This is a genomic window from Christensenella timonensis, from assembly GCF_900087015.1.
Lineage (GTDB): Bacteria > Bacillota > Clostridia > Christensenellales > Christensenellaceae > Christensenella > Christensenella timonensis.
In genome coordinates this window covers 633,909-659,631 of the sequence record NZ_FLKP01000002.1, presented here as the reverse complement: position 1 = coordinate 659,631, position 25,723 = coordinate 633,909, and the positions used below count along the sequence as shown (strand labels likewise).

The 25,723-nt window shown below is 45.7% G+C and carries 28 protein-coding genes and 1 tRNA gene; 9 read left to right on the top strand and 20 right to left on the bottom strand.

Annotated elements, in window-relative coordinates; genetic code table 11:
- Positions 1-29 precede the first annotated feature (29 nt).
- Both glnA and BN6471_RS04645 read right to left on the bottom strand, forming a co-directional pair.
- Complete coding sequence (gene glnA / locus BN6471_RS04650) at positions 30-1,361, bottom strand: type I glutamate--ammonia ligase (protein ID WP_066645998.1); 1,332 nt, start codon at positions 1,359-1,361, stop codon at positions 30-32.
- A gap of 103 nt (positions 1,362-1,464) precedes the next feature.
- Entirely contained in the window at positions 1,465-2,607 is a 1,143-nt protein-coding gene (locus tag BN6471_RS04645) for a DUF3048 domain-containing protein (protein WP_066645996.1), read from the bottom strand.
- A gap of 187 nt (positions 2,608-2,794) precedes the next feature.
- Between BN6471_RS04645 and BN6471_RS04640 the strand changes: the two genes are divergently transcribed.
- From BN6471_RS04640 to BN6471_RS04630, 3 genes are all read left to right on the top strand, one after another.
- Complete coding sequence (locus BN6471_RS04640) at positions 2,795-3,202, top strand: FtsB family cell division protein (RefSeq protein WP_066645994.1); 408 nt, start codon at positions 2,795-2,797, stop codon at positions 3,200-3,202.
- Positions 3,203-3,255: 53 nt separating this feature from the next.
- Positions 3,256-3,618, top strand: a complete 363-nt coding sequence (locus BN6471_RS04635) for a VOC family protein (RefSeq protein ID WP_066645992.1) — start codon at positions 3,256-3,258, stop codon at positions 3,616-3,618.
- A gap of 786 nt (positions 3,619-4,404) precedes the next feature.
- Positions 4,405-4,791, top strand: a complete 387-nt coding sequence (locus tag BN6471_RS04630) for a hypothetical protein (protein WP_066645989.1) — start codon at positions 4,405-4,407, stop codon at positions 4,789-4,791.
- A gap of 17 nt (positions 4,792-4,808) precedes the next feature.
- On the opposite strand, the gene bsh is transcribed toward BN6471_RS04630, so the two are convergent.
- Positions 4,809-5,786: a choloylglycine hydrolase gene (gene bsh / locus BN6471_RS04625; RefSeq protein ID WP_066645988.1), complete on the bottom strand. Its 978-nt coding sequence runs from the start codon at positions 5,784-5,786 to the stop codon at positions 4,809-4,811.
- Positions 5,787-6,139: 353 nt separating this feature from the next.
- Here bsh and BN6471_RS04620 point away from each other — a divergent pair.
- Positions 6,140-6,216, top strand: a tRNA-Met gene (locus BN6471_RS04620).
- A 53-nt stretch (positions 6,217-6,269) separates the two neighbouring features.
- Here the strand turns inward: BN6471_RS04620 and BN6471_RS04615 are convergent.
- Together BN6471_RS04615 and BN6471_RS04610 are read right to left on the bottom strand one after the other, a co-directional pair.
- On the bottom strand, positions 6,270-7,421 hold the full coding sequence (locus tag BN6471_RS04615; RefSeq protein ID WP_066649770.1) for a tyrosine-type recombinase/integrase: 1,152 nt from the start codon (positions 7,419-7,421) through the stop codon (positions 6,270-6,272).
- Between the two features lie 67 nt (positions 7,422-7,488).
- Positions 7,489-8,625: a DUF6076 domain-containing protein gene (locus BN6471_RS04610; RefSeq protein WP_066645987.1), complete on the bottom strand. Its 1,137-nt coding sequence runs from the start codon at positions 8,623-8,625 to the stop codon at positions 7,489-7,491.
- A gap of 239 nt (positions 8,626-8,864) precedes the next feature.
- On the opposite strand from BN6471_RS04610, the gene BN6471_RS04605 reads away from it, so the two are divergent.
- From BN6471_RS04605 to BN6471_RS04595, 3 genes are all read left to right on the top strand, one after another.
- A complete protein-coding gene (locus tag BN6471_RS04605) occupies positions 8,865-9,071 on the top strand; it encodes a helix-turn-helix domain-containing protein (protein WP_066645986.1) in 207 nt (68 codons plus the stop codon).
- A 171-nt stretch (positions 9,072-9,242) separates the two neighbouring features.
- Positions 9,243-9,548, top strand: coding sequence for a plasmid mobilization protein (locus tag BN6471_RS04600; protein WP_052740382.1), 306 nt, complete (start codon positions 9,243-9,245; stop codon positions 9,546-9,548).
- A complete protein-coding gene (locus BN6471_RS04595; protein WP_066645985.1) occupies positions 9,536-10,609 on the top strand; it encodes a relaxase/mobilization nuclease domain-containing protein in 1,074 nt (357 codons plus the stop codon). Before BN6471_RS04600 ends, BN6471_RS04595 begins: the two co-directional genes overlap by 13 nt.
- 236 nt (positions 10,610-10,845) lie before the next feature.
- On the opposite strand, the gene BN6471_RS04590 is transcribed toward BN6471_RS04595, so the two are convergent.
- The 7 genes from BN6471_RS04590 to BN6471_RS04565 form a co-directional block, all read right to left on the bottom strand.
- Positions 10,846-11,250 carry an arsenate reductase ArsC gene (locus BN6471_RS04590; RefSeq protein WP_066645984.1) on the bottom strand — a complete coding sequence of 135 codons (405 nt, stop codon included), beginning with the start codon at positions 11,248-11,250 and terminating at the stop codon, positions 10,846-10,848.
- A 9-nt stretch (positions 11,251-11,259) separates the two neighbouring features.
- On the bottom strand, positions 11,260-12,999 hold the full coding sequence (arsA, locus tag BN6471_RS04585; RefSeq protein WP_066645983.1) for an arsenical pump-driving ATPase: 1,740 nt from the start codon (positions 12,997-12,999) through the stop codon (positions 11,260-11,262).
- A complete protein-coding gene (locus BN6471_RS04580) occupies positions 12,999-13,295 on the bottom strand; it encodes an arsenic metallochaperone ArsD family protein (protein ID WP_066645981.1) in 297 nt (98 codons plus the stop codon). Before BN6471_RS04580 ends, arsA begins: the two co-directional genes overlap by 1 nt.
- The gene (arsD, locus tag BN6471_RS04575) at positions 13,279-13,665 is read right to left on the bottom strand and encodes an arsenite efflux transporter metallochaperone ArsD (protein ID WP_066645979.1); all 387 of its coding nucleotides are present in this window, start codon (positions 13,663-13,665) and stop codon (positions 13,279-13,281) included. The genes BN6471_RS04580 and arsD overlap by 17 nt, the downstream gene beginning before the upstream one ends.
- Before the next feature lie 22 nt (positions 13,666-13,687).
- A complete protein-coding gene (gene arsB, locus BN6471_RS04570) occupies positions 13,688-14,752 on the bottom strand; it encodes an ACR3 family arsenite efflux transporter (RefSeq protein ID WP_066645977.1) in 1,065 nt (354 codons plus the stop codon).
- 48 nt (positions 14,753-14,800) lie between these two features.
- Positions 14,801-15,103, bottom strand: a complete 303-nt coding sequence (locus tag BN6471_RS12520) for an ArsR/SmtB family transcription factor (protein WP_074025754.1) — start codon at positions 15,101-15,103, stop codon at positions 14,801-14,803.
- 107 nt (positions 15,104-15,210) lie between these two features.
- Positions 15,211-15,690: a hypothetical protein gene (locus BN6471_RS04565; protein ID WP_066645975.1), complete on the bottom strand. Its 480-nt coding sequence runs from the start codon at positions 15,688-15,690 to the stop codon at positions 15,211-15,213.
- 337 nt (positions 15,691-16,027) lie between these two features.
- On the opposite strand from BN6471_RS04565, the gene BN6471_RS04560 reads away from it, so the two are divergent.
- Positions 16,028-16,438, top strand: a complete 411-nt coding sequence (locus BN6471_RS04560; protein WP_147553983.1) for a helix-turn-helix domain-containing protein — start codon at positions 16,028-16,030, stop codon at positions 16,436-16,438.
- Between the two features lie 414 nt (positions 16,439-16,852).
- On the opposite strand, the gene BN6471_RS04555 is transcribed toward BN6471_RS04560, so the two are convergent.
- The 3 genes from BN6471_RS04555 to BN6471_RS13305 all read right to left on the bottom strand — a co-directional run bounded on the left by BN6471_RS04555 (position 16,853) and on the right by BN6471_RS13305 (position 18,438).
- On the bottom strand, positions 16,853-17,629 hold the full coding sequence (locus BN6471_RS04555) for an aromatic ring-hydroxylating oxygenase subunit alpha (RefSeq protein WP_242861838.1): 777 nt from the start codon (positions 17,627-17,629) through the stop codon (positions 16,853-16,855).
- Positions 17,630-17,888: 259 nt separating this feature from the next.
- Positions 17,889-18,116 (bottom strand): helix-turn-helix domain-containing protein, encoded by a 228-nt coding sequence (locus BN6471_RS04550; protein WP_066645971.1) that lies wholly within the window; start codon positions 18,114-18,116, stop codon positions 17,889-17,891.
- Between the two features lie 79 nt (positions 18,117-18,195).
- Entirely contained in the window at positions 18,196-18,438 is a 243-nt protein-coding gene (locus tag BN6471_RS13305; protein ID WP_066645969.1) for a helix-turn-helix domain-containing protein, read from the bottom strand.
- A 111-nt stretch (positions 18,439-18,549) separates the two neighbouring features.
- Here BN6471_RS13305 and BN6471_RS04540 point away from each other — a divergent pair, with 111 nt between their 5' ends.
- Positions 18,550-19,128: an SLOG family protein gene (locus BN6471_RS04540; protein WP_066645967.1), complete on the top strand. Its 579-nt coding sequence runs from the start codon at positions 18,550-18,552 to the stop codon at positions 19,126-19,128.
- 69 nt (positions 19,129-19,197) lie between these two features.
- Here BN6471_RS04540 and BN6471_RS04535 read toward each other — a convergent pair whose 3' ends face one another.
- Genes BN6471_RS04535 through BN6471_RS04515 form a run of 5 tightly spaced genes read right to left on the bottom strand, consistent with a single transcriptional unit; the run spans position 19,198 to position 25,692 of the window.
- Positions 19,198-19,623 carry a VOC family protein gene (locus BN6471_RS04535; protein WP_066645965.1) on the bottom strand — a complete coding sequence of 142 codons (426 nt, stop codon included), beginning with the start codon at positions 19,621-19,623 and terminating at the stop codon, positions 19,198-19,200.
- A 33-nt stretch (positions 19,624-19,656) separates the two neighbouring features.
- Positions 19,657-20,094 (bottom strand): hypothetical protein, encoded by a 438-nt coding sequence (locus BN6471_RS04530; protein ID WP_066645963.1) that lies wholly within the window; start codon positions 20,092-20,094, stop codon positions 19,657-19,659.
- Between the two features lie 32 nt (positions 20,095-20,126).
- A complete protein-coding gene (locus tag BN6471_RS04525; RefSeq protein WP_066645961.1) occupies positions 20,127-21,314 on the bottom strand; it encodes a C40 family peptidase in 1,188 nt (395 codons plus the stop codon).
- Between the two features lie 29 nt (positions 21,315-21,343).
- A complete protein-coding gene (gene srtB / locus BN6471_RS04520) occupies positions 21,344-22,111 on the bottom strand; it encodes a class B sortase (protein WP_066645959.1) in 768 nt (255 codons plus the stop codon).
- A gap of 5 nt (positions 22,112-22,116) precedes the next feature.
- Positions 22,117-25,692 carry a bacterial Ig-like domain-containing protein gene (locus tag BN6471_RS04515; RefSeq protein ID WP_066645956.1) on the bottom strand — a complete coding sequence of 1,192 codons (3,576 nt, stop codon included), beginning with the start codon at positions 25,690-25,692 and terminating at the stop codon, positions 22,117-22,119.
- Positions 25,693-25,723 lie beyond the last annotated feature (31 nt).

The following is a 25,723-nucleotide window of genomic DNA, read 5'->3' as shown; positions in this document are numbered from 1 at the left end:
CCGATATTCGGCGCGGTATTTTTATTCCATCAATACTTCGTCAGGTAATGCTCGCGCTCCCATTCGTGGACGCGTGTGGAATATTCCGCCCACTCATGCTTTTTGCCTTTGAGGTATTTCTCGTAAGCCACATCCCCCAGCGCTTCGCGCATCAACGGGTCCTCTTTAAAATCATCGATCGCGTCGAACATGTTCTGCGGTACGCGCCGGATCATGTGTTTTTTCTTTTCTTCTTCCGTCAGCGTATAAATATTCTTATTGACCGGCGGCGGCGGCGTCAAACCTTCTTTGATCCCTTCCAAACCTGCCGCAAGCGCACCTGCAAACGCCAGATATGGATTGGCCGTCGGATCGGGGTTCCTCATTTCGATACGCGTCGCGCTGCCGCGCGCAAAGGGTACGCGTACGAGCGGACTCCTGTTTTTCGCAGACCAGGCAATGTAACATGGCGCTTCAAACCCCGGCACAAGGCGCTTATAGGAATTGATCGTCGGGTTTGTCAGCAGCGACAGCCCGCGTGCGTGCTTCAAGATACCCGCCATAAAGCCGTATGCCTCTTTTGAGAGACCCAGCTCGTCAGACTTATCGCAGAACGCATTGCCGTCTTTGGTGCACAGCGACATATTGATATGCATGCCGCTCCCCGCAATTCCATAGATCGGCTTGGGCATAAACGTCGCGTGCAGGTTATGCGTCTGCGCGATCCGTTTGACCACGATTTTGAATGTCATCACGTCGTCCGCCATCTTGAGCGCATCACCGTATTTAAAATCGATCTCGTGCTGTCCGGCCGCACATTCATGGTGCGCCGCCTCAATCTCGTATCCCATTTCCTCAAGCGCCAAGCTGATGTCACGCCGCGCGCCGCCGCCCGTATCGAGCGGCGCCAGGTCAAAATACCCACCGTCGTCGTTTGTCTCGATGGTTGCCTTTCCGTTGGCGTCTTTATGGAACAGGAAAAATTCACATTCCGGCCCCACATCCATCGTATAGCCCATTTCTTTGGCCCGCGCAAGCTGTCTCCTTAAAATATGGCGTGGACAGCCGGCATAAGGCTTGCCGTCCGGCATATATACGTCGCAAATAAACCGTGCCGTACGCCCTTTTGGGTTCGACCATGGAAATATCTCAAATGTATCGAGATCGGGAACCAGCATCATATCCGATTCCTCAATGCGGGCAAACCCGTCGATGGACGATCCGTCGAACATGCATCCCTCTTCTATGATTTTATCCAGCTTACTGGCCATGACCGTGATGTTTTTCAGTATCCCAAACACATCCGTGAACTGCAGGCGCAGAAACTTGATATCCTCTTTGTCGATAATCGAATGTAATTCTTCTTTTGTATATCTTGGCATTCTTATCTTCCTTCCATATGCACTATATCCCTATTATATATGAAATCCCGTTCTTTGCGCAACAAATAAAAAAGGCCGCTTCCCTGCAAGCGGCCTTTTTTTACTATTCGTTTACGCTTCCCGTGATCGTCTCGTCCGTCCCGTCGGCGTATGTCACCGCGATTTCCCTTCCCTCGGGGATCATCGTGATCCATGTATTGCCCGGCGCAAAGGTCAGTTCTTCACCGTTTTCCAGCTTGTACGTCGTCTTCTGGTCATAATCCTGACGTTCCCATGTACCTTTCATGAGTTTGCCATGGATCACAAATACCGCGTCGCCGCTGCCTCTGGTGTTTACGATCCTGCGGTCGCCCTCCTTGGCATCGCTTCCCGCTTTTTCATCGTGTACATACTGGATGACCACGTTCTGCACCGCGATCTGCTCACCGGTCGAAGCATCCTTATGCTCTTTGCCCCGTGTCGAGCGCAGCAGTTTATCACTGTCTTTATCATATTCATACGTTGCGAAAGCCTTGTCCCCAAAGAACTTGAGCGCAATTTCCTTGATCTCCGGCTGATCTGCATAATCGTTCGCTGGGTAGAATGTAAATGCCTGCAACGTTTCAGGCGTGTAGTCATAGATCGCAAGCGCCTTCATCAGGTCGATCCCCGCATATGCCGACGTATTATGTCCGCTTACCAGCGGGAAAAACAATTCTGTATTGACCGCGTGCTTTCCTGCCCCATTGATACGCTGCTGGATATGCTCGCCGCTCGCGCCCCAGATATCCGTACCTTCAACCGATGTCGCATCCGGGCCTCCCATATGTACATACAGGGCATCCCATTCCTGCTGGATCCGCTGGTGATAATATCTTGAGGAGCGAACCGGGCCGACGATCAATTCTTCCGGCGCATCCTCGCCGTTGATCGCGTCGTTAAAAAGCGCTGTGAAACGCGTGTCGCCGCCGTCAACGTCTGTTTCGTAGACAATATCTGCCACACTAAGGCCTTCCTGGTAGCCACGGGCCGCATCAGCATTGTCGATCTGTACCATGATCGGCTTATATGTCGTGTTCCCCTGCAATCCAGTTGTAGGTGATACGTCCGTCGGGATCGTATCCGTCGGAACCGGCGTCGCCGTAGGCGTTTGCGTCGCAGACGTGATCTGCGTCGGCGCCACGGAGGGCTCTTCCTGCTTTGCACAAGCGGTAAAGATAGCGCAAACCATGACTGTTGCCAATATGATCGTTAAAATCTTCTTCATAAAAAACCTTCCCTTGTCCAAGTTTCAAGTTTACCTGCCAGTCATTATATCACACTCTACATTTTTGTAAAATCCCCTTAATACTTTTTTAATAACTTGAATCGTGAATAATCCTTTTATAACGGGGTATATAACTTGAAGAAAAAATTTTTTTATGATATGATGCAAGCATCGGAGGTTTGCTGGTATGGCAAAAAAGAAGAAATCATTCAACTTCAACCGCATCAAGTTTTTTGTGTTGATTGGCGTGCTCATTTATGCCAGTCTCACCTTCTTCAACCAGCAAAGCATCCTCGCTGCGCAGGCCTCTAAACAGGCCGAGCTTTTAAATACGGAAGAAGAGCTCAATAAAGAGATCGATTATTATAAGAATGAATTGAATTATATCGGCAGCAGCGACTATATCGAAAAGGAAGCCCGCGATCGCCTTGGCTGGGTTCTTCCGAACGAAACAAAATTTGTCGAGGACGAGAATGGTTCTGCTGCTCCTACTGATCCTGCCGCACAGGATACGCAAGAACCCGCCGATCCTGCTACATCGCCTGAACCAGGCACTTCCGCCTCCCCGCAGCCGCAAGGCAGCGATGGACAATAGGGCCGAAAGGCGTTCCTTTTAATCATGGTACTGCCATAAGGAGGTATTTAGCAATGCATATAAAGCATGTGACTTTGCGGGTCAAGGATTTGGAGAAATCAATCAAGTTTTATGAAACGATAACAGAGCTTACCATTTCCCAGCGTTTTAAAGCGGGTACGGCTGAACTTGCATTTTTATCGAATGGACGGGGGGAAACGGAAATAGAACTTGTTTTCATGCCGGAGGGAGCCACGTTCGAAGGTAAGGGAGTGTTTATTTGTTTTGAAACTGATAAACTGGATGAGATGCATAAGTTTGCAAATGAACAAGGCATGGATCCATCACCAATACAAGATCCGGGCGACCAAACCCGTTATTTTTATGTATATGATCCCGACGGCGTTTCCATACAACTACGCAGCTTCCCCCATTAACGGTTTGTGCGCCTCAACGGTTCATGATCCATTGTGTCAATTAACTACTGACTTATTTTCATTGCTGTTATATAATAGCTAAGCTGTCTCAAATAAGAGGCACATAAAATTACGTCGCGGGGTAGAGCAGTTTGGTAGCTCGTCGGGCTCATAACGCGCGGTCGTACAGAAAAAATCGCATAACAAAGCCAAAAATTAGACCTATGAACAGAGCGTTTACAGGTTTTTTGTTTTTCGTCAGATTTTGCAAAATTACGCATTTCCCCCTCCTATCCCCCTCCTGACATTGAAAAGTTGATGATTTTTAATAAAAATGCTGATATGATAAAGATACAAATATTTTCGATAAAAGGAGGAACATTAGGATTCACCCAATTTGGAAGAACAAAAATTTGAGTTTGTTATTATCTGTGTTTTTGATGATAAAATGGTTTTGAACGCATTGTACGAATTAGATTGGAATATCTTTTTAAAACATAAACATTGGCATAGCCGTATGCAGGCATGGAATTTAGTTTTGTCCAACAAGCTTATTAGTGATTGCTGTATCCGATATGAAAGATTGAATCATTAATTGGAAAATTATTATATATATTTTTCAATTAATGATTGTCGCCCTGCTTGAAAATATAGACGAAAACTATATTTTCGATGGTGAAGACATTAAGCGATTGCGAAAAATGCTTGGTTGCATTCGATTGATGGAACAGAAAGCAAACTTTCGACTGTGAACATTTGAAAGCGCCATTGTGTAGGAGGCTTACAGACAAGAAAACATCATTTTATATGGATATTGATGGGGATGGCGCAGTATACAATTACAACTTTTTGTTTTCGATTGTTGCATTCCCTGATGCAACAATAATAGATTTATATATGAAATATGCTCAAGAACTGTGGTCTAGCAACATAGAATATAAAAATCTTGGACAGCAGAATAATAGCGATGGTTCTGTTTTAACCTATTATTCAATTACTCCTAAAAATATAGAAAGTTCTGTTAGCACAGAGGAATATACCTCGTTCTTAAAAGAAGTTCCCAATATCCTTAGCACTTTCCAATTCTCGAATGAGGGAATCACATCGTCAACAGAAGGTTCCAACGGTGGAGAATCTGTAATGTCAACAGCCTATATATTTACGGCTTTGAATATAATTGGCTCGAATGTATAAACTAAGATTCGCGGGCATTAGCGATTCTGACAATTAACCTGCTGCTCCTTCACAAGCGGATAGCTTATTATAGTGTTTCCATCCAGATTTTCTCTACACATATCAACTGCTGTGATCTGATTGTTTTCATAAGTTGTATAGTAATAAATCCCCTTGTCCATGTTACAGCAGGAAGAATAAATTGTTATTTCGTACTTATCTTCACCAAGATGTACGCAGCCTCGTTGCTGTTCTGCCGAGCCAAGAATGTGAAAAAATTGGCTGATACTTTCCAATTCCGAATCACCGGAAACCGAGTTCATTTTTGTAAACGCTACTTTAACGAATCTCGAAGCGGATGATAAATCTCCGGGAAGGCCTATCGCCCCCATACCCCGGCTATACTGTTCAAGTTTAAGTTCAGCGGAAAATGTATTTGTAGGAGGTTCTTTAGATAAATGCATATAATTGTTGAGATTAAACATTTGATAGTCAAATGTAGGATTATTTGTCAGAACTCCTACGGGGTTTTCGAAAATTTTCAAACCATCTTTTATTGATTCTACTACAATAGAATTTTCCTGATCAGAAATCATCCAATGTAATGGAGAAAGTGGCAGCTCTTCACTAAAGTTCAAATCCACCAAGTTAATCTGTTCTAAGAGAATTCTTGCTTCACTCACACTTGCACATTGACCAAGAATCCAGGGAATAAATTCAAAAGGAGTAATATTATCGCACCCTTCCTTAGCTTCTTTATAGTCTGCATTATCGGGGAAGTTTAGTCCTGCCATACTGAGGCCCTTTTCATTTGTTGCATCGTAATAAAGCGGAAAGCCATCAACTACATAAGCCATTCCTATCATTGCATAATGATGATCGAGCGCTTTTCCATTACGAAAATGAAACGGATAATATCTTGGTGTAACCGTTACCGTTTCATTATAAGAGAATTCTAAGTCCAGATTTCTTCCAAAATAGTGATCTTTTGTATAATATGTGATTGCTGTACACATTTGTATTCTCTCCTTGTGTTTTTTTCTTTTCAAAATTTTGAGTTATTATTCTATTCATTTTTTAACCATTTTAAAATTATGTAAACATCCGAAGAAGTTAGGCTAGGTGCAACGAACAATAAAAATATAATATGTTGCTTCACTCAAAATTTTTATGTGAAATATCTTGTATTCGCTTTCCTCTTATTTCCCTCAACTTTAATTGATTCAGATTATGCTGTACTCGATCATATTACATAATCATACCAGATTGACTTTTAATCCTTACATAAATTGGCCTTTCTCCTTGACATCTCCCACCACGTGTTATATAATAATTAAGCTGTCTCAAATAAGAGACACACAAAATACGTCGCGGGGTAGAGCAGTTTGGTAGCTCGTCGGGCTCATAACCCGGAGGTCGCAGGTTCAAATCCTGTCCCCGCAACCACAAAGAAAACCTGATAACCATGCGGTTTATCAGGTTTTTTCTTTGCCCATTTTTCATCGTTTACCCTTTAATTTACCCTTTACAGAATTGATGTAGCTTTGCATTCTCTGCGAACTTTCCTTTTTCATCGTTTCCGTAACGTGCCCGTAGGTGTCGAGCGTGAACGCCGCCGCATGATGTCCGAGATTTTCCTGCACTGTCTTAATATCATCGCCGGAACGTATTGCGGCTACAGCGTAGGTATGCCGCAAATCGTGAAAACGAGTGTCCGGCCTTTTTAACGATCTCATAATATCCTTGAAATTATTATAGATCGTCTTATGGCATAAATGCCCACCCAACTCATTTGTAAATACTAACTTCTCATTTTGCCACGGTTCCCATGCTATCCCCGCTTTTAGTTTCCATTTCTTTTGGTCTATATTTTGCTTGCGCAAAATCTTCATAACTTCGGGTGCAGGCGATAGTTTACGTGCCTTATTATTTTTAAGTGTTCCAAACAAATACTGATCTTCTACTTTCTGTAATTGTCTATAAACATAAATCGTTCCCTTTTTGAAGTCGATACAATCCCACGTTAGCCCCAGAATTTCTGATTGCCGTAACCCCGTGAATAGACCAACCAAATACACCCGTTCATATTTGTGTCCTTTAATCGCATTCAGAAATTCCGCTATCCCCGTATCGTCAAGTGGTTGTATCTCCGCTTTAGTGATACGCGGGAGCTTACAGGCGTTGGCGGCGTTATACTTGATATATCCGATCTCTACAGCCTGTTCTAATGCCCTGTGAAGGATTCCGTGTACGTTCTTGACCGTCTTAGGGGATAACCCTTTCTTATCCTTCATACCGCGGTGCAGCTTGTTATAAAAGGACTGTATCATGTGCGCGTTCAACGCCTGTAACTTGACCGCTCCGAGCGCTGTTGAAATATGGTTATCAATCTGCGCCTTATATTCCGTTCTCGTTCGCGGTTTTAACTGTCCCGTGTATTCTCTATACCAGATTTCAAGCCATTGCTTTACGGTCATTTTGGACGGCTCAATATACATGCCGTCATCAATGGCGGTTGTGGCTTGCTGTAACTTTTTCCGCACATCTTTCTGCGTTTTGGCATAGACGGACTTCTGTATCTGCTTGCCAGTGCCAGGATCGCGCCCTACAGTGTAGCGGGCCTCCCATGTACCATCTGCACGCTTGCGCATCGTACCGCCGCCTTGTGCGCCCCTTTTTGTCCTGCGGTTTTCCGTATCTTCATTCCTTGCCATACGATCACTCCCCATACTTGAGCCAGTCAAGAAATCTATCTGCCTGCATCAAGCCATTTTCTACATCTTTTCTTAACTTCTTCGCTTCCTCTTTCCACCGTTCAAAATCAGTTTCGGAAAGATCGCCTTTCTTCATTTTCGCAAAATTGTTTTTGTAGGCTTGCCTGTACGCCTTTTTTTCAGGCGATCTATCCAGATTCTGCATGTACTGCGCCATAGCTCCTATTTGTCGGCAGGTGTTACCTTGCGCGTCTATGGTGCGCTCACAGTAGACGGTTCGTCCCTGCGCCACAAAATACCGCCCACAGTGCTTGCATTTCCGAATGACAACCTCCTGCTCGATCATATCCTTAATGTATGCCACTATGACGCTTTGCAGGGTATCATCTGTATGGATATAAAATTCCAGACGGCGCATATCGCCCTCAAGCGCGATCATTAGCTTTTGGCTGATTTCCGCGTCGTGCAGAAACGAATAATCCGAGGGAGCCATGAGGTCAAGCGGTACTTTTGCTGAAATCCCCGTATTAGAGGTTATATCTTCCGTTTTTCCTTTCGGGGCATGGAACGACTCATTGACACGTTCGTCATGTGCTCCCAACAAATGATAGATCATATCCATGCGTATATCTGCCGTCGCTTTCTGACCATATATCTTATCTGCAAATACATTCGCGTTCAGCAAGGTCTTTACCTGTTCAATATAGGTTGAAATGACATGGGCGTTTAAAAATATGTCTTTGAAGCCCTCTAAGACGGATTGCTTGTTCCATTCCTTCCGCCGGAGCAAGGCATCTACCACGCGCAAACTCTTTTCACGGTATACGCTGAAAAGATCGGGAAGGACGGAGAGCAACGGTTTTGTAGTCTTTGCCAATGCTCTTAGTTCGTCTTTTATTGCTTCCGCTTCCTGCATGTTCATGCTTGTAAGCAGAGCGGCGGCGGGGAGCGAAATACGTTCAAAAACCTGCGTATCTGCTTCCGCAAGGTCAAGCAACATAGTACCGTATGTGAAACTTTGGAGGACATCATTTTGCGTTTCCAGATATTCCGGATTTGTGTCCTCAACATAACGGCAGATTCGCTTTTCTGTAAACTGTTCATAGTCCAATGTAAACAACATTTCGGTTAAAATCTGCATTGTAGAACTCCTTCGACAATTTAATAATATAATTATAAATTGTACAGCCATATATGTCAATATATAAAAGAAAAAAAGAGACAATATATTTATGGATATATATTGACATAAAGCTTTGCTTGTAGTATGATAAAATGCAAGACAATATTTATATATTATAAATATTGTCTAAAAGAAGGGGGTGGAATATCCACGGTTTACGCACTACCGCACATTGAAAACAGAATAAGGAGGAACGCATGAAGCAGACGCAAACATCATACGAGGAACTACCCGTAACATTGACTGCCGATATGGTGGCGCAGGCGTTAGGCATTTCCAGAACGGGAGCATATGAACTGATGCACTCGCACGGTTTCCCAACCCTGCACATCGGAAAGCGGCTGATCGTAGGAAAGGAGCAGTTTATAAAGTGGATCGACGCAAACAGCGGCAAGGCCGGATAAGCGCCCACTTCCCCGAACGATACAGCAGACAGGAATACCGCCTTGTGGCGGTACTCCTGCTCCGTATCGTACAGAGGAAGGCAAGCTCCCCAAGTGGCGTGCCACTTGGACGCTTGCAAAGGGGAGAACCCCCTTTGAACCCCCATGAGCGAAACCAAAGGAAGGTGGAACATGGCAAACCGCAGCAGGAAACATTGCGTCAGTATCAGGGTATCGGACAGGGAGCTTGCGGCAATCAGGGCGAAAGTCAAGAGGTCGGGCTTATCGCTTCGGGAATACGCTCTGCGCTCATTGCTCGGAAAAGAAATCCATGTAAAGGAAGGTGGGCTTGAAGTAGTGAAGGAATTGAAAGCGATTGGGAACAACGTCAATCAGATCGCCTATCATGTGAACGCCGGATTGATAACGGACTGTTCGCCGGAGCTGTCGCAGATGTATTCTGCGCTGAAGGAGTTGATGTGTGAATGGCAATCATAAAAGCAGTCAATTCAAAGGCCAGTATCGCCAAAGCGATCAACTACATCATGAAGCATGAAAAAACTGAGCGGCGTCTGGTCGGTGGGTACAACTGTAATCTTGCAACAGCGATTGACGATATGAAAGCGACAAAACGGGCGTGGCGTAAAACGGGGGGCAGGCAGTATAAGCATTTTATACAGAGCTTTCCGAAGGAGGAAAATATAACGGTTGAAGAAGCAAATCAAATTGCCTACGAGCTTATCACCCGCAGCCCCATGTTTCGCGGTTATGAAGTGTGCTTTGCCACCCACAAGGACAAAGACCATATCCATACGCATTGGATCGTCAATTCGGTCAGCTTTGAGCATGGATATAAATTTCGCTATTCCAAAGCAAAATTGCAGGAATTAAAGGATTTGTCCGACGTGATCGTGCGAGAGCACGGGAAATCCATCTGCCAAAAGAACAATGAAATCACGACGTTTGATATGGGGATGTATAAGGCGATTGAAAAGGCGGTGCAAGGTACTTACCAAAGTTGGGTGTTCGATACGATGAAAGCAATCGTTAAGGCAAAATCCACAGCTTTAAGCCGACAGGTGTTTATCCAAAACATGAAGGAGCAGGGCTTTGAAGTCCAATGGACAGACCGCCGGAAATACATTGTTTTCATCGACAAGGACGGGCATAAGATACGCGACCGCCGCTTATCCCAAATATTCAAGATCGACATAAGCAAGGAGGGCTTGGAGTATGACCTACGAGGAAGCATTGAAGAAACAAGAGGAAAACGGGTGCCTGAAAGTGACGATCACGAACCCGGAAGGACTATTGGATACGAGGATCAACGTGGACGTTCTCACGAAACAGTACATGGAGCTAACCTCACTGTGGAAGAAATCCGAAGAAAGCTCACGGAAATTCCAGGAAGCGATTACGAGCGAGTATTCCCAGATCAATCAGACATTGGAAGAAATGGACATGAAAATGAAAGAAATCGAGGTGAGCAACGAAATGCTCAAGGACAGCATAAAAGAAGCCACAGGCACATTAGTCACGACGACGAACGAAGTTTGTGAGACACACCTGAGCGGATTTGATAAATCAATAAAAGAAGTCAAGAACGCCAGCAGATCATACGTGAATACGGTGACGCAGGACATCAAAAAATCTCTCAATGTGCTGAAAACTTGCAAGGGACTGTTTATCGCTCTTTGCGTCGTTCCGGCAATATCGGGATTGTGGTATATTTTGACAAGAATATTCTAGTAGCGCACATATATAAAAACGAGGCCGCAACCATGCGACCTCGTTTTTATATTTTGCGCTTACTATTTATTCGCTTTTTCAAGTCTAATATATGGGATTCAATTTCTGAAATTACCGCTAAAAAGAAACTATCGTCCTTCCCGGTTGGGTCGTCAATGCCCCAATCTTCCCTGTATTTGCAGGGAAGAATCGGGCAGTTGACATTACACCCCATTGTAATAACCACGCCAACAGGGGGAAGTTCCGATAATAGCTTTGAATATTGTGTTTTTTCCATATCTATACCATACTTCCGCTTCATAAGCCGTACCGCATTCTTGTTGATATTGGGCTTTGTTTCTGTTCCTGCTGAATAGCTTTCAAATACATCAGATGCGAGATGCTTTCCTAAGGCTTCCGCGATCTGTGAACGGCAGGAGTTATGAACACACACAAAAGCTACCTTTTCCATAGCTGCTCCTTACTGGATAAGTTCTTTCAGCTTATCTCCCTTTACCTCGTCCGCATTCCACGGAATTACTGCGAAATTTCCATTGGAATGTTCGGCAACTTTGTTAATCCAACGTATTTCATTGCTTGCCTTTGCCGCCAATAGCTTATTGGTAGTGTGTGTATGATAGAGCGACGAGTTAATAACCCACCATTTTGTGGCAATATCAGCACGTTTCAAATCATCTTCCAAACGCAATGCTTCGTAGACAGGCGTTGTTTCCGCAAGAGTAACAATGATAACCTCCGTTTCGTTTGAACGTAAACGCGGAAGCAGCTTTTTAACCGATTCGGGTATGTCCCCCTGCGTGCGTTTTACTTCCCGGTGATAACTCTGCGTTGAATCCAGCAAGAGCAAAGTATGTCCCGTTGGAGCGGTGTCTATCACAACAATTTGATCTTCCGCTTTTTCAACAATTTCAGCAAAGCGACGGAATACGGCGATTTCCTGTGTGCAAGGGGAGCGTAAATCTTCTTCAACATACGCAATATCATCTTCGCTCATTGTTTTCCGTGCTTTTGCTAAAACTTCTTCCTGATATTTTTTAAGCTCTGCGTGTTCGTCAATATGGCTCATTGTAATGCTGCTATTTTGGTCTATAACAAACTTCAAATGCGCCGCTGGGTCAGTCGTCGTTAAATGCACTTTCTGTCCTTTTTCAGCTAGGCCCAGTGCAATAGCCGCCGCAACCGTTGTTTTGCCGACCCCGCCTTTTCCCATTGTAAAAATAACTTTTTTGTGGGAACGGTAAAGATCGTCAATCACATTCTTCAATTCTGGGATTCTATCGGGAACTATCGTATCATGCGCGGCGGCAACGTTGTCATGCGCCAAAAGCGCCCGGATATTGTCAAGGCCCGTAATATTATATGCCCGTAAGGGAACCTCAAAAGTGGTAACGTCTTTTAGGGAATCGGGCATATTTGCGAGTGATTTTTGTTGCTTTTTATACAGGCTATCGGATATTACATCATCATGCGTTTGCAGTACGCCGTTGATTACCATTGCTTGATTTCTCACACCGAGGTCGAACAATTCCTTTGAAGCGCGTTCCGCTTCTTTTAGCGGCGTGTCCTCTGGACGAGCAACCAAAAGAAGTGTAGTCTTGTTGCCGTCTGATAATGTTTCTACTGCTTCTTTATATACCGCCTTTTTACTTTCAAGCCCGGAAAGCTGCCCCAAGCATGACGCGCCGTGTGTACTTTCGCTAATAAAGTTACTCCATGCAGACGGGAGTTGTAACATACGCAAAGTATGACCCGTCGGCGCGGTATCAAATATGATCGTGTCATATTCATTTTCTACCGTGTCGTCCGTGATAAAGTTGGAAAACTCGTTGAATGCTGCAATTTCTACCGTACAGGAGCCGGAAAGTTGTTCTTCCATATTGGCAAGTACAGCGTCCGGGAGTTTCCCGCGATAGGGAGCGATTACACTTTCCTTGTATTCAGCCGCCGCCTGTATCGGGTCGAGATTAGCGACAACAAGATTGGGAACGTCCTTGATCGGAACGCCCTTGTTTGTCAGGTTTGTTTCAAAAACGTCCTGCAAATTAGAAGCGGGGTCTGTGCTGATTAGCAACACTTTTTTGCCACTATCCGCAAGGGAAACCGCCGTTGCACACGCGACAGAAGTTTTACCAACGCCGCCTTTTCCTGTAAAAAACAAGTATTTTGTTGATATGTCTTTCATTGGGTTAAATAAATTCATTATCTTTTGCCTTTCATGTTTCTAATTTCTTCATCTGACGGGTATTTTTCCAGCTTACATAAAGCCCCGTCGATAATCGTTATGGGTAACATTTCTACTCCCGCACAGCTTATTACATCATTCACATCGCGGTTACTCATACATTCTTCTTTGCTGTCCTCATAGAAAAGTCGTTTGACGGGACAGCAGGAAATATTCTTTACTCGCTTTTCAAAAGCCGAGCATTCCAGTTTGTTGTCGTTACAATATTTCCGCGATTCGTAAAATGTTAATGAGCGGTCAGCAGCACGAACCATTATCATCACCGCCACAACAACAGCAACCGCCGCTTTCTTCTTTGTCAAGTTCCTTTAGTAATCCCTCCGGAAGATCGAGCAGCTTCGTAAATTCTTCATTTGTTGGATATTTGCCAGTCATGATAATTTCACCGTCAAGTAACACGGCGGGTAGTCCTTCCGGGCCTTGCTCGTTAATGTATTTGTTTATGACTTCATTGGTTACAAATTCCATAGGCGCACTATTCAGATTGAAACGTTCAATATCTATGCCGTTGCCTTTCAGCGTATTTACCACTGTTGAAATGCGGAGCAGTTCGGGGTCAATAGATACTCCGCAAAGCCCTGTTTCACAGCACATTGCCGGTTCAAATATTTGCATTTTTTTCATTTTTATTACCTCTTTCTTTATACTATATTTCTTTTATTTTTAGTGGCGGGAACCACTTTTGAGTACGATTTGCAATTTTTACAAGCGTCAGCATAACAGGGACTTCTACCAATACGCCAACCGTTGTTGCAAGCGCAACGGGGGAATTTGCTCCAAACAGCGCGATTGCTACCGCTACCGCCAATTCAAAAAAGTTTGACGCGCCAATCATGCCAGCCGGAGCCGCTATGTCAAACGATAGCTTTAGCAGTTTACAAGCAAAGTACGCGATAAAGAAGATCAGGAACGTCTGAATAATAAGCGGCACAGCAATCAACAGAATATGCACCGGATTTGCAAGTATCGTCTGTCCTTGAAACGAAAACAGGATAATAAGCGTTAAAAGCAAACCGATTACCGTGACATTATTGAATTTCGGTACAAACTTTTGGTTAAAGTAGTCAGTTCCTTTTTTCTTTATCATCAATACCCGTGTTAGGATTCCAGCAGTGAGGGGAATAACCACAAACAGGAGAACCGATAAGAACAGCGTATCCCACGGAACCTCAACATTGCTTACGCCAAGTAGGAATTTTACAATCGGCACGAATGCAAAAAGGATAATAAGGTCATTTGTCGCCACTTGCACCACGGTATAGGCAGGATTGCCCTTTGTAAGTGTGCTCCATACAAACACCATTGCGGTACATGGCGCGGCCCCCAAAAGCACAGCCCCGGCAAGGTAATCTTTTGCAAGTTCCGGGGGAATGAGGTTTTTGAATACCACATAGAAAAACAAGGCGGCAATACCGAACATAGTAAACGGCTTAATCAGCCAGTTTGTCACCCATGTTACAAAAAGCCCTTTCGGATTTTTTCCCACGTCTTTTACACTTTTAAAATCCACTTTCATCATCATAGGGTAAATCATAATCCAGATCAGTATTGCAATCGGGATTGATACATTGGCATACTCAAATTGATTTAAGAAATTTGGAATCTGCGGCAGAAATTGGCTAATAAGAATCCCCGCGACCATACAGATAACTACCCATACCGTCAGATATTTTTCAAAAAATCCGATTCCTTGCTTTGCTTTCACTTCCATAATGCGCTCCTTTATATAGATGTTCATCTATGTATTTTTCAAAAAAAATTACTCGTTACAAATACAGTCCTTTTCAGTAACCGTCAGCATATCCATAAAATTACGGATTTCATTTAGCCGTTGTTCATTCAAAGAATAGTGTGTCCACTTTCCGTCTTTTCGTGGAATCACAATACCGCTATCGCATAATACTTTCATGTGGTGGGATAAAGTCGGTTGCGTAATATCAAACTTTTCGTGGATTACACACGCACAAAGTTCACCGCACGAAAGCATATCTATAATTTGTAATCGCGTAGGCTCGGCAATCGCTTTAAAAATATTTGCATAACCTGTATAATCTGTTTTCATACTCAACCTCACATTGATGATTGTCTATATATAATATATACCACACATAGATGTTTGTCAATCTGTTTTTTGAATTGATAATAATTTAAATGATATAATGAGATATACTATAAGGATATAAAATCAACATTGCAATTAAGAATTTTAGCTAAAATAACCATATCATTCGTAGAACGATCAGGTTGTTCTGTTTGGATTACAAGTAAATTGTCGCAGAAATCCAAAAGCTGTGACGAGCAGATAAACATAAGATCGCTGTAAGATTCCTGCGCACAGTAATAATATTTACATTCGAGCTGCGCCATATATGATTTGCGTTTTTCGCGCTCCTCTGTACTTAGGCTATCAAGCCATGTACAATATGGCAGAAGGACGCTAATTGAAAGGTCTGGATAGTCCTTTTTTAGCTTGAGGGCGGTTTCCATAAAAAGCATATCCGCATCATTCATAAAGCAAACAGTATAATCGAACTGTTTATTTTCCAGCCGTTCAAGTAATTTGCTCTTAATGATCAAAGCAGCTCTATCTATTTCAGAATGGGGTATGCTGCAGTTTGCCCAGATACCGCAATTAGGGCTTTTTTTCATAAATTTTCCGGCTTTCTTTAGATGCTGGCGCGTTGAGGAGAATACAATTTGAGCAAATAGCGATTACTTCACGACATCAGTGTCTTACTGAAGATAAGAATATAATGCTCTTAAAAAAGTTGAAGGGCTCGCAGTCATATTCTCTCACGCACCAAACGAGATTAAATTTCTTCGGCAATGCTTCTTTTGAAGCATTTTAACCCATGAAAAGCATTTCATCATGTAAACTATAGATCAGGTTTACAAAATAATTATAACACCCTGCGCGTCGGAAAACAATTAGATTTTCCGATGCGTAAGACGAATCGCGTTATGCAGTCAATCTTATACTATAGCTATGGATAATGAAAAAGAAGTAAGAGAATTTGTTTTAAAAAGAACGAAACAGCTTATTGATTCGTCTGATGTAAAAAGTTTAAAAACATTAGGCGAGTTAATGGGACATTCGGAAAACTTTTTGTCAGCAATGTTTCGTATGAAAAGAATGCCTAGTATAGCAAGTATCAATGATATTTGTAATTATTTCGGCATTACTTTATCTGAATTTTTTGCGCCCAAATATAGCATGGATAAGTCTGCTGAAAGTCTGGTGCAGATGACTTCAAAAAAGTTAAGCCCCAAAGTTATTACAAAATTGTATGATGTCATTGAGAATTTAGATGAAAAAAGCATAGATGCACTGTTAACAGCTATAACAAATTATCATAGCACCAAAAATAGTAATACAAGACGAAATAAGAAGGGCTGAAAAGTCCTTTTTTATCGGATTTCTTGATGATATTTACCACCCTTTAATTTACCCTTTACAGAATGTCAGCAGGAAATTTGAGCAATATAGGCCGAAACAAGGAATGGCTTAACCATGCGGATTTTGGACGGAATGACATTGTATGAAACAGGCTGAAATAGGCGCGAACAAATTCAAATCCTGTCCCCGCAACCACAACGATAAAAGGCTTTTGAATTCTTTCAAAAGCCTTTTTGTTTGCTCACAATAGGATTGATTGTTTTATCGAAACTTCCATTTGGATACTCAACCATGCGGCTTGTTGACGCTACCGTTATGTTCTTTTAACTCATGGCGGATCTTTCTATATTCTATAATGGATGAATCACCGGGAAATAAGTTTTCTTGCATATGCAGCCCGGTCTTTTTGGGAAGCTACGTTTGCACAACATTTTTGTCCTGGCGCAAAACCACCTTACTGAAAGCTTTTCCGGAAAAATTCATGAGTTCGCGCAAGAGCGGGATCCTCACGATCCCTTGATAATACCGGATATACACGACGGAATTTTCTTCATCCACTGGAACAAACGCCGCAAAAATCCGCATTTTAGGAGCAATCAGATTTTGCCAGATATTCGGAAAACGGAACTGCAGGGAAAACCAATCCTTATATTGCAAAATCTGTGAAGGCTTCATTGCAACGATCTTGCCATCGTCCTTATGGCTTTTGATATAAAAAGTCAGCGTTTCATCGTCAAAGACCACCTTAGGGCCATCGATCACGGTTTTGTTTCCACGCCCTATCGTTGTCCTGTGCACAAAAGGTACATGGGGCGCATCCAATTGGTTTTCGATGCAGCGGGAATAGTGAACCGGCCACGGGTCTTTGATTTCAGAATAGCTCATCTCATCCAATTCTTCAAAAAACGGCAGCGGCGGCAATGACTCGATTTCGTCGCCATACCAAAGCCAAATAAAACCATGTGCCTCCTGTACGCTATAACTCTCGACTTTAAAATTTTCCGGGACTGGCGAAGCATGCCCGTTGACCGGGATAACAACCGCCTTTCCATTTCTATTGTATTCTATCCCGTGAAAAGGACAGGCAACCGTATCGCCGCAATGGCGGCCGATAGAAAGCGACGCTCCCCTATGGCAGCATTTATCGGCAATGCATTGAACCTGCCCGGAACTGTCACGAAAAAAGATCATTTTCTCGCTCGCCTAAACGTTTTACCCCGAGGATCTTGCCCTTTTTTACTTCTTTGCCCGATAAAACGGCATACCACTGATTATATATCATGACTCGCCCGCTCCTCTTATTGATTCATTCATTTGTCATGAAGATATATAAACAACTCATGAAGCGTTATTCAGGTTTGTAATAAATATCGTTTTTCAAACACACTTGCAATCATTAAAAAAACCGCTTAAAAAGCGGTTTTACATTGCTTGCCTGATGTCCACGTGATTATACAAATAAATCCTCATAAGATACTTTTAGAACCTCTTTTATGGCCTTGATTTCGCCCGTATAAATATGTCTTTGTCCTGCTTCGATCTTTGCAACAGCACTTCTTGTCAGATCGCAGCCTTTCGTCTGTAGCTGTGCGGATAAATCCTCCTGAGTCATATTAGCCTGTATACGAAACTTAGCTATTTGCTTACCAATTTCTTTGTCATACCTATAATCTATCATATATTTATCCCTCGAGCTAGTATCAGTGCAATTCTTTCTTGATTATTCTTTCATGTTTTATGATTCTTTTATCTAAATTCTATTTTACTTCGGGTTCAACATCATCGAACAAGTCACAGTCGAAAAAATCTCTTATGGACATATTAACACCATCACACAATTTTTTGATGGTTGCTATCCCCACGTTATACGTGGGCCCATTCACAATATTATTGACCGTGGACTGCGTTACCCCCGATTGATTGCTCAAAGCATTTACAGACAGCCCATTGGCCTTGCATATTTGCAATATTCTTTTGCGGACAGCTTGCGATATGTTCATATAAGCCTCTCAACGATATATCGTTAGTTAAGTCTAACAATTACAATTTGAAATAGTTAACCATTAACGGTTGATTTCATCCTGTTTTTGTATTAATATAACGATATACTGTTGTTTTTGGAGGCCTCCAAGAAAAGATCACATATTATTGTTGAAAACTGTGCCGCGGAAAAAGAAACCACCTGTTGCTTCAGCGGTTACCGGCCTGAGAAGTTTGCCTTTCCCCTCAAGGCGCCCTCCCGGGAATACAGCATCCTGCTCGGATATATCAACATCTACATTCTCTTCAGTATCGAAAAAGGCTATACGGCCTTTTTATGCGGTATGGCGCAAGGATTTGATATCATCTGCGGCGAAACGATCCTGCGGCTGAAAAAGCATCCGGGCTACGAGCATATCCGTCTGTCCTGTGCTGTTCCTTACCGTGACCACAGTAAACGATGGGATGGTATATGGCAGCTGCGCCATCAAAAATTGGCAGGCCTCGCGGATCAGGTCATTTATGTGAGCGAGGATTATTCCAGGGAATGTTTCCATGTACGGAACCGTTTCATGGCCGACCATGCAAGCCGACTGATCTGCTATCACGACGGCCAAAGCGGCGGCACAGCCTATACCGTCGATTACTGCCGGAAAAAAGGAATCGAGATCATCAATCTCGCAGAAAAAATCAAGGCCGCCCGTCAATAATAGGAAAAAGGCCTTAACCTTTCCGGTTAAAGCCTTTTTTATCAGGAACACAAAATCCCTTCGTATTTTCTATAATAATGCAAAGTGGTCGCTTTCGATCACGGATTTCATTTGACACAAACAGAAAGGATGCCCTGCCGGGTCAATCATCACTGTCCAATTGTCACTGAATTGCTCTTTTGCGACCGTTGCTCCACAATGAACGGCATGCCGGACAGCTTTTTCCACATCATTTACGGCGAAATCCAAATGTGCCATCTGCTGCTGCGCTTCAGGTGCATCCGGCCACACGGGCGGTTGGTATGCGGGGTTTCCTTGGAATGTTATGCCGGGATATGCGCCCTGCTGCGCACCCAAGGGGCCTACACACGCATATTCTTCATCGCAAAATACAACCTCCCACCTAAGCAGCGCTGCGTAGAATTCCGCCAATTCTCGCGGGTCTGTGCAATCCATCGTAAAAGCGTACAGTTTGATTTTCAATCCATCATCCAAACACAAATACCTCCTGATATATATTATGGACAGCTATGCCGCCGTAACCTGGCCGGCCGTTTCCGTATAGGTTATGATTGTATCGCCGCCGTCGACAAAATAGAAGTCGATCAACAGGATCTTTCCTTCCGATGCGGAGCCCTTCCCGATCTGGTAAGACTGGCCTGTCCCGTCGTTTTGAGCCTGCTGCGTTATCAAAAAACCATCATCATTGACCAGCTTGGAAATATATTCATTGACGTCGTCGATCGATACCGTTCCGCCGCCATAGGTCAGCTTTGTCACAGACCCGTCCGTCCCCGTGCTCACGGACGACCCTGTGATGGCCCTTTCCCCCACAACGGAATACAGTGTGGCGACCTCTTCACCGCCTACTTTCACCGTAGCCGCGGTTTTCGATACGCACCCTACCGCCATAACGAGCAGGATCCCTACCAGCGCCGCTACAAGAACTATCTTTTTTCTCTTCATATTTATGCTCCTTCAAAAAATTTCAATACATTTTATTCGCTTATGTTCCAACCGTTTTTCACAGCATCCTCATAAACCTGCGCCTCTGTCAAAAACATTGGAAGCCCGTTGGACATTTTCCGGCCGCCGGCCATTTTTTCGGCAGGCAGTCCTTCTTCGCGCGTTTGCACCAGCTTCAAGGCCCGGATATGCCGGAAACCTTCTTCCCCCGCTTCCGAAACCACGACATTGTTCTGCGTGGAGGAGCAATGCGCCACCAAAAGCTGTCCTTCCCCGTTCCTTCCTACAATAATGCCAACATGGTTGCGCGGCGTCGTCGCAGGCGCACCATAAAATGCCAAATCTCCCGGCTGCGCTTCTTCCCACGCGATTTCTGTGGATGCTTCCCATTGCCCTGCCGTTCCATATCCGACGCGGTTGCTGACGTCTGTTTTATCCATCCGCCCGATCTCTCCTGCTGCCCCGAGCGTTTCCTCTGTGTTCACCAAACTCCACAGCACATAGCCGCTGCAATCAAGCCCATATGCGCGCATCGTCCCCGTCTGTGTACTTCCCCCGCTGCCTACGATGGCCTCATTTCCCCACCGGATATCCCAGCCTGTCTGCGTACTCTTGCCGCCCCAGAAATAGTGGACCTTTCCCACGAGGGAATACGCCTGCATGACAACTTCCCTGCGGTAAGGGGACAGTGCATCCGGAAGTATTTTTTCGATTTCCGCCAGCTGTTCATCCGTCAACGCAAGCGTACTGTCGTCGCCTTTAGCCACGATGTCCTTTAAGAACACTGCCGGCACATTATAGACCGGTTTGGTTTCTTCGGCTGGCGCAGGCGGCTTTGTTTCCATCTGCTGTTCTTCCGCTGGCATTTCTGGCAGTGTTTCCACCGATGGCTCCGCTGTTTTGCCACCCGCCGGTTCTTCCACTGGCTCCGGGGTCGCCGCCGGTTCGGGCGCTGCCGTTTCCGTCGGTTCCGGGGCAGCTGTCGGTTCCGGCTCCGGTGAAGGCTCCGGGGCTGTTTCCTCTGTTCTTACAGGTTCTTCCAAAGCGATATCGCCTGTTTCCTGTGTCTCCGAAACGCCCGCATCCACGATAGCAGGATCTCCCTCCGGCAACCCCTGCGCAAATGCCGATACCGACATCACCGCAAAGGTCAAAACAGCCACGCAAATATACAGTATCCTTTTTTTCCATCTTCCTCGGTCTTTTAAAAATCCATTCATCCTCTTATCCTTTTTTATAGCCATTTTTCTTACAGCGTTACCAATTTCCCGATCAACGCATATCTTGCGTTGGTAAAGTCATAGGTACACGTTACCATCGTAACGATCCGATCCGTCCCAGCAACTGCCGTGTCTGATTGGAATGTGGATTTCCTTTTTATCTTCTCTACGAAGGAGCAAAATTCCTCCCCGTTTCCAAAATTCAGTTCCAGATCGTTGATCGATCCATCCACGACATATCCTGCAATCAATTCGATCCGGTACGCGGCATCCTGCGTATAAAGCGTAAGCGACCGATGTCCGTCATAATATGACTGCTCCTTGTATTTTTCCAGTTCCGCAAACATTTTTCCGCTTTTCATGTGATGCCCATACACAATTGAGTTCTGGTCTGAAAAGTCAGGCGCATTGCGGTAATCCAGGAAAATAGCGCCCACCCTATTGCTTGTTCCGTCATGCAGGTGGGTCAGGTAGAAAGTATTATCCGCCCCCTGCACAACAGGATAGTCGATAGGCGTGCCTTCCGAGCAGATCCACGCAACCGCATTGCCGCTGATTTCCTTAAGCGTCGAAATATCCGGTTCCCACACCTTAGGGCCTTCCGCCGCCGTTTCACTTGTCGTGCTCAAGAAAACTTTTTCTTTCAGCGCCGAATAGGTGCTGTCCCCCAGATTGTCCTCTTTTGTTTCCATATAGATCTGGGATCCGGCATACAGCATCACGCAAACGCATACCACGATCCCGATCCATATCCATACCCCCCTTTTCGACTTTTTACCGTATCTTTGCCTTGCCATTCTTTTTAATATTTCCCATCTTCTTCTTTCTTTTGTTTTGCCGCTTGTACCAGCAGGATGAATGCGGCCAGCCCTGCCATGGTCAATATGGCGCTCATCAGCAGCCGCGAATCTTCTACTCCTGTCTTGGGCATTGCTTCGTCCGTATCACTGCTGCCGTCTGTTGCCTGCGTATCTGCCGCTGCCGATTGCGATACAGTCGCTTCCGGTTCAGGGTCGGTTGTCGTAGTCGATCCTGGATCAACCGTCTCGCTGGGCCCTGTCGGTTCCGGAGAAGGCTGCAATGCCTCCGTTACTGTCACCGCAAAGCTATGTGTCTTTTCGATATCATGATCCACATGCCTGATAACGACCGTCTTGGTTCCCGGTGTAGCCATGTCAACAGGGTCGATCGTATATTCGCTTCTATCCAATATCATGTCCGCTCCGCCATTCGTATAATGCGCGGTCACTTCCATGCCGCTCGGATCGAAGTCCTCGCCCACTGCATACTCTGTTTTGGCCGGCGGTGTCGTCATTTCGATGCTATCGAGCATGATAGGCATCGGATTTACGGTAATGGATGTGACTGCGATTTTAATAATACCGCCTTCCATATAACCCACCGTTATCGCTGTATCCCCGATTGCCAACGCCCCAGTCGGACTGTAGGTGTAGCCCGTCACCGGCTTTGTCGTCCCATCCGAGTACGTCGCCGTCACCACCATGCCGGCTTTGTCAAAGCTCTCGCCCTCCGTATACACCGTTTTCACCGGAGGGGTCGTCACGGCGATGCTGTCCAATACCACCGGCACTGCGTTCACCGTAATGGGCGTCGTTGCCGTCTTCGTCACGCCGCCTTCCATATAACTTACTGTAATTATGCTGTCAGACGTTGCCAATGCCCCGCTCGGGCTATAGGTGTACCCCGTGACCGGTGCTGTCGTCCCATCCGAGTATGTCGCCGTTACCACCATGCCCGTATTGTCAAAGCTCTCGCCCTCCGTATACACCGTTTTCGTCGGTGGCGTCGTCACCGCGATGCTGTCCAATACCACCGGCACTGCGTTCACTGTGATGGGCGTCGTTGCCGTCTTCGTCACGCCGCCTTCCATATAACTTACTGTAATTATGCTGTCAGACGTTGCCAATGCCCCGCTCGGGCTATAGGTGTACCCCGTGACCGGTGCTGTCGTCCCATCCGAGTATGTCGCCGTTACCACCATGCCCGTATTGTCAAAGCTCTCGCCCTCCGTATACACCGTTTTCGTCGGTGGCGTCGTCACCGCGATGCTGTCCAATACCACCGGCACTGCGTTCACTGTGATGGGCGTCGTTGTAACCTTAATAATACCACCTTCCATGTAACTCACTGTTATGGATGTATCTCCAACTGTCAGTGCCCCGCTCGGGCTGTAGTTGTACCCCGTCACCGGCGCTGTCGTACCGTCCGAGTATGTCGCCGTTACCACCATGCCCGTATCGTCAAAGCTCTCGCCCTCCGTATACACCGTTTTCGCCGGAGGCGTCGTCACCGCGATACTGTCCAGAACCACCGGCACTGCGTTCACTGTAATGGGCGTCGTCGCTGTCTTGGTGATCCCGTCTTCCTCATAGCTGATCGTGATCGTCGTATTCGTAGTTGCCAGTGCGCCAGTCGGGCTGTAGGTGTACCCCGTCACCGGCGTTGTTGTGCCGTCCGAGTACGTCGCCGTTACCACCATGCCTGCTTTGTCAAAGCTCTCGCCCTCCGTATACACCGTTTTCGTCGGAGGCGTCGTCACCGCGATACTGTCCAGTACCACCGGCACTGCGTTCACCGTAATGGGCGTCGTCGCCGTCTTGGTGATCCCGTCTTCCTCATAGCTGATCGTGATCGTCGTATTCGTAGTTGCCAGTGCGCCAGTCGGGCTGTAGGTGTACCCCGTCACCGGCGCTGTCGTACCGTCCGAGTATGTCGCCGTTACCACCATGCCTGCTTTGTCAAAGCTCTCGCCCTCCGTATACACCGTTTTCGTCGGAGGCGTCGTCACCGCGATACTGTCCAGTACCACCGGCACTGCGTTCACCGTAATGGGCGTCGTCGCCGTCTTCGTCACGCCGTCTTCCTCATAGCTGATCGTGATCATACTATTGGAAGTTGCCAATGCCCCGCTCGGGCTGTAGTTGTACCCCGTCACCGGCGCTGTCGTACCGTCCGAGTATGTCGCCGTTACCACCATGCCTGCTTTGTCAAAGCTCTCGCCCTCCGTATACACCGTTTTCGTCGGAGGCGTCGTCACCGCGATACTGTCCAGAACCACCGGCACAGGGTTTACCGTGATCTGGAATGTGGCCACCCTTTGGATGCCGCCTTCCTCATATGTTACAGTAACGTTTTTCGTCCCTTCCGTGCTCATATCAGGAGTGGAAAGCGTATATTCTCCCCCTGTCAAAACCTTGTCCGAACCGTCGTTCGTATAATGCGCGGTCACCTCAAGCCCTGTCGGATCGAACGTTTCCCCCGCCGTATAGATCGTTTTGTCCGGATTTTTCGTGACCTCAATACTGTCGAGTTCCGGGCTGGGCGCCTCAAAAACTGTAATGGGCGTCGTCGCCGTCTTCGTCACGCCGCCTTCCATATAACTTACTGTAATTATGCTGTCAGACGTCGCCAACGCCCCCGTCGGGCTGTAGGTGTACCCCGTGACCGGCGCTGTTGTGCCGTCCGAATACGTTGCCGTTACCACCATGCCTGCTTTGTCAAAGCTCGCGCCTTCCGTATACATTGTCCGCGACGGCGGAGTCGTTACCTCGATCTTCGATAACGCCGCTTCCACCGTATCATTCTTCGTCAGGTTGATGTAAAAAAATTCCGGGTCATATCCGGCCGGATATTCGTTGGACGTACTATTGTCGTCATACGTCACCGTATATCCGCTCGGTACTCCGCTCACGACGATCTTCTTGGACCTCATCTTGATGATATTGTCAAACCACCCGTCAAAATCATTGCCGGCGTTCAGCACTTCCGTATTTTTTGAAGTTCCCAGCCTGTTTTGCGAGGGCGTCCAGTCCGCGTATGAATCCTGCGGCCCTTTATCCATCAGCACGACCGTAATAGACGCCCCCGCAGGCGCGCTGGCCACAGTCCCGTTTTTGTCATACCAAACCGCCCTGACACCGGGATAGATCATCGTTTCGTCCAGATCGATAATATCGAATGGTACAATGAGCCCCCCATCTTGCGGTGTGACTAAGGTTAATCCCGGCGCCAGGAGGTTTTTAATCTCTTCTTCCGCTGTCACGGCCTTATCCTGTATTTCTTCTTCCTGTCCGTCCAAATCCTCTGTTTCTTCAGGCACAGGCTCGTTTTCATCCGTATTCTCCGGCTCGGTTATTTCTTCCTGGTCAAGGGCCGGTTCCTGCTTTATATCTTCCGTATTCGCTTCGCCGCCTTCCGCGGCATCTGCCAAGGCTTCTTCCATAGCCAAAGGTTCTGCCGCTGTTTTTGTATCTTCCATTGCTACCGTTGGAATCACCATGCCGATCATCACTGCAACCGCAACGATGATCGTTATCAGGTTCTTTACTTTTTTATGAGCCATCCAACTGTTTTTCATTTTCTTTCCTCCCAAGCGTATCCGAACGCAA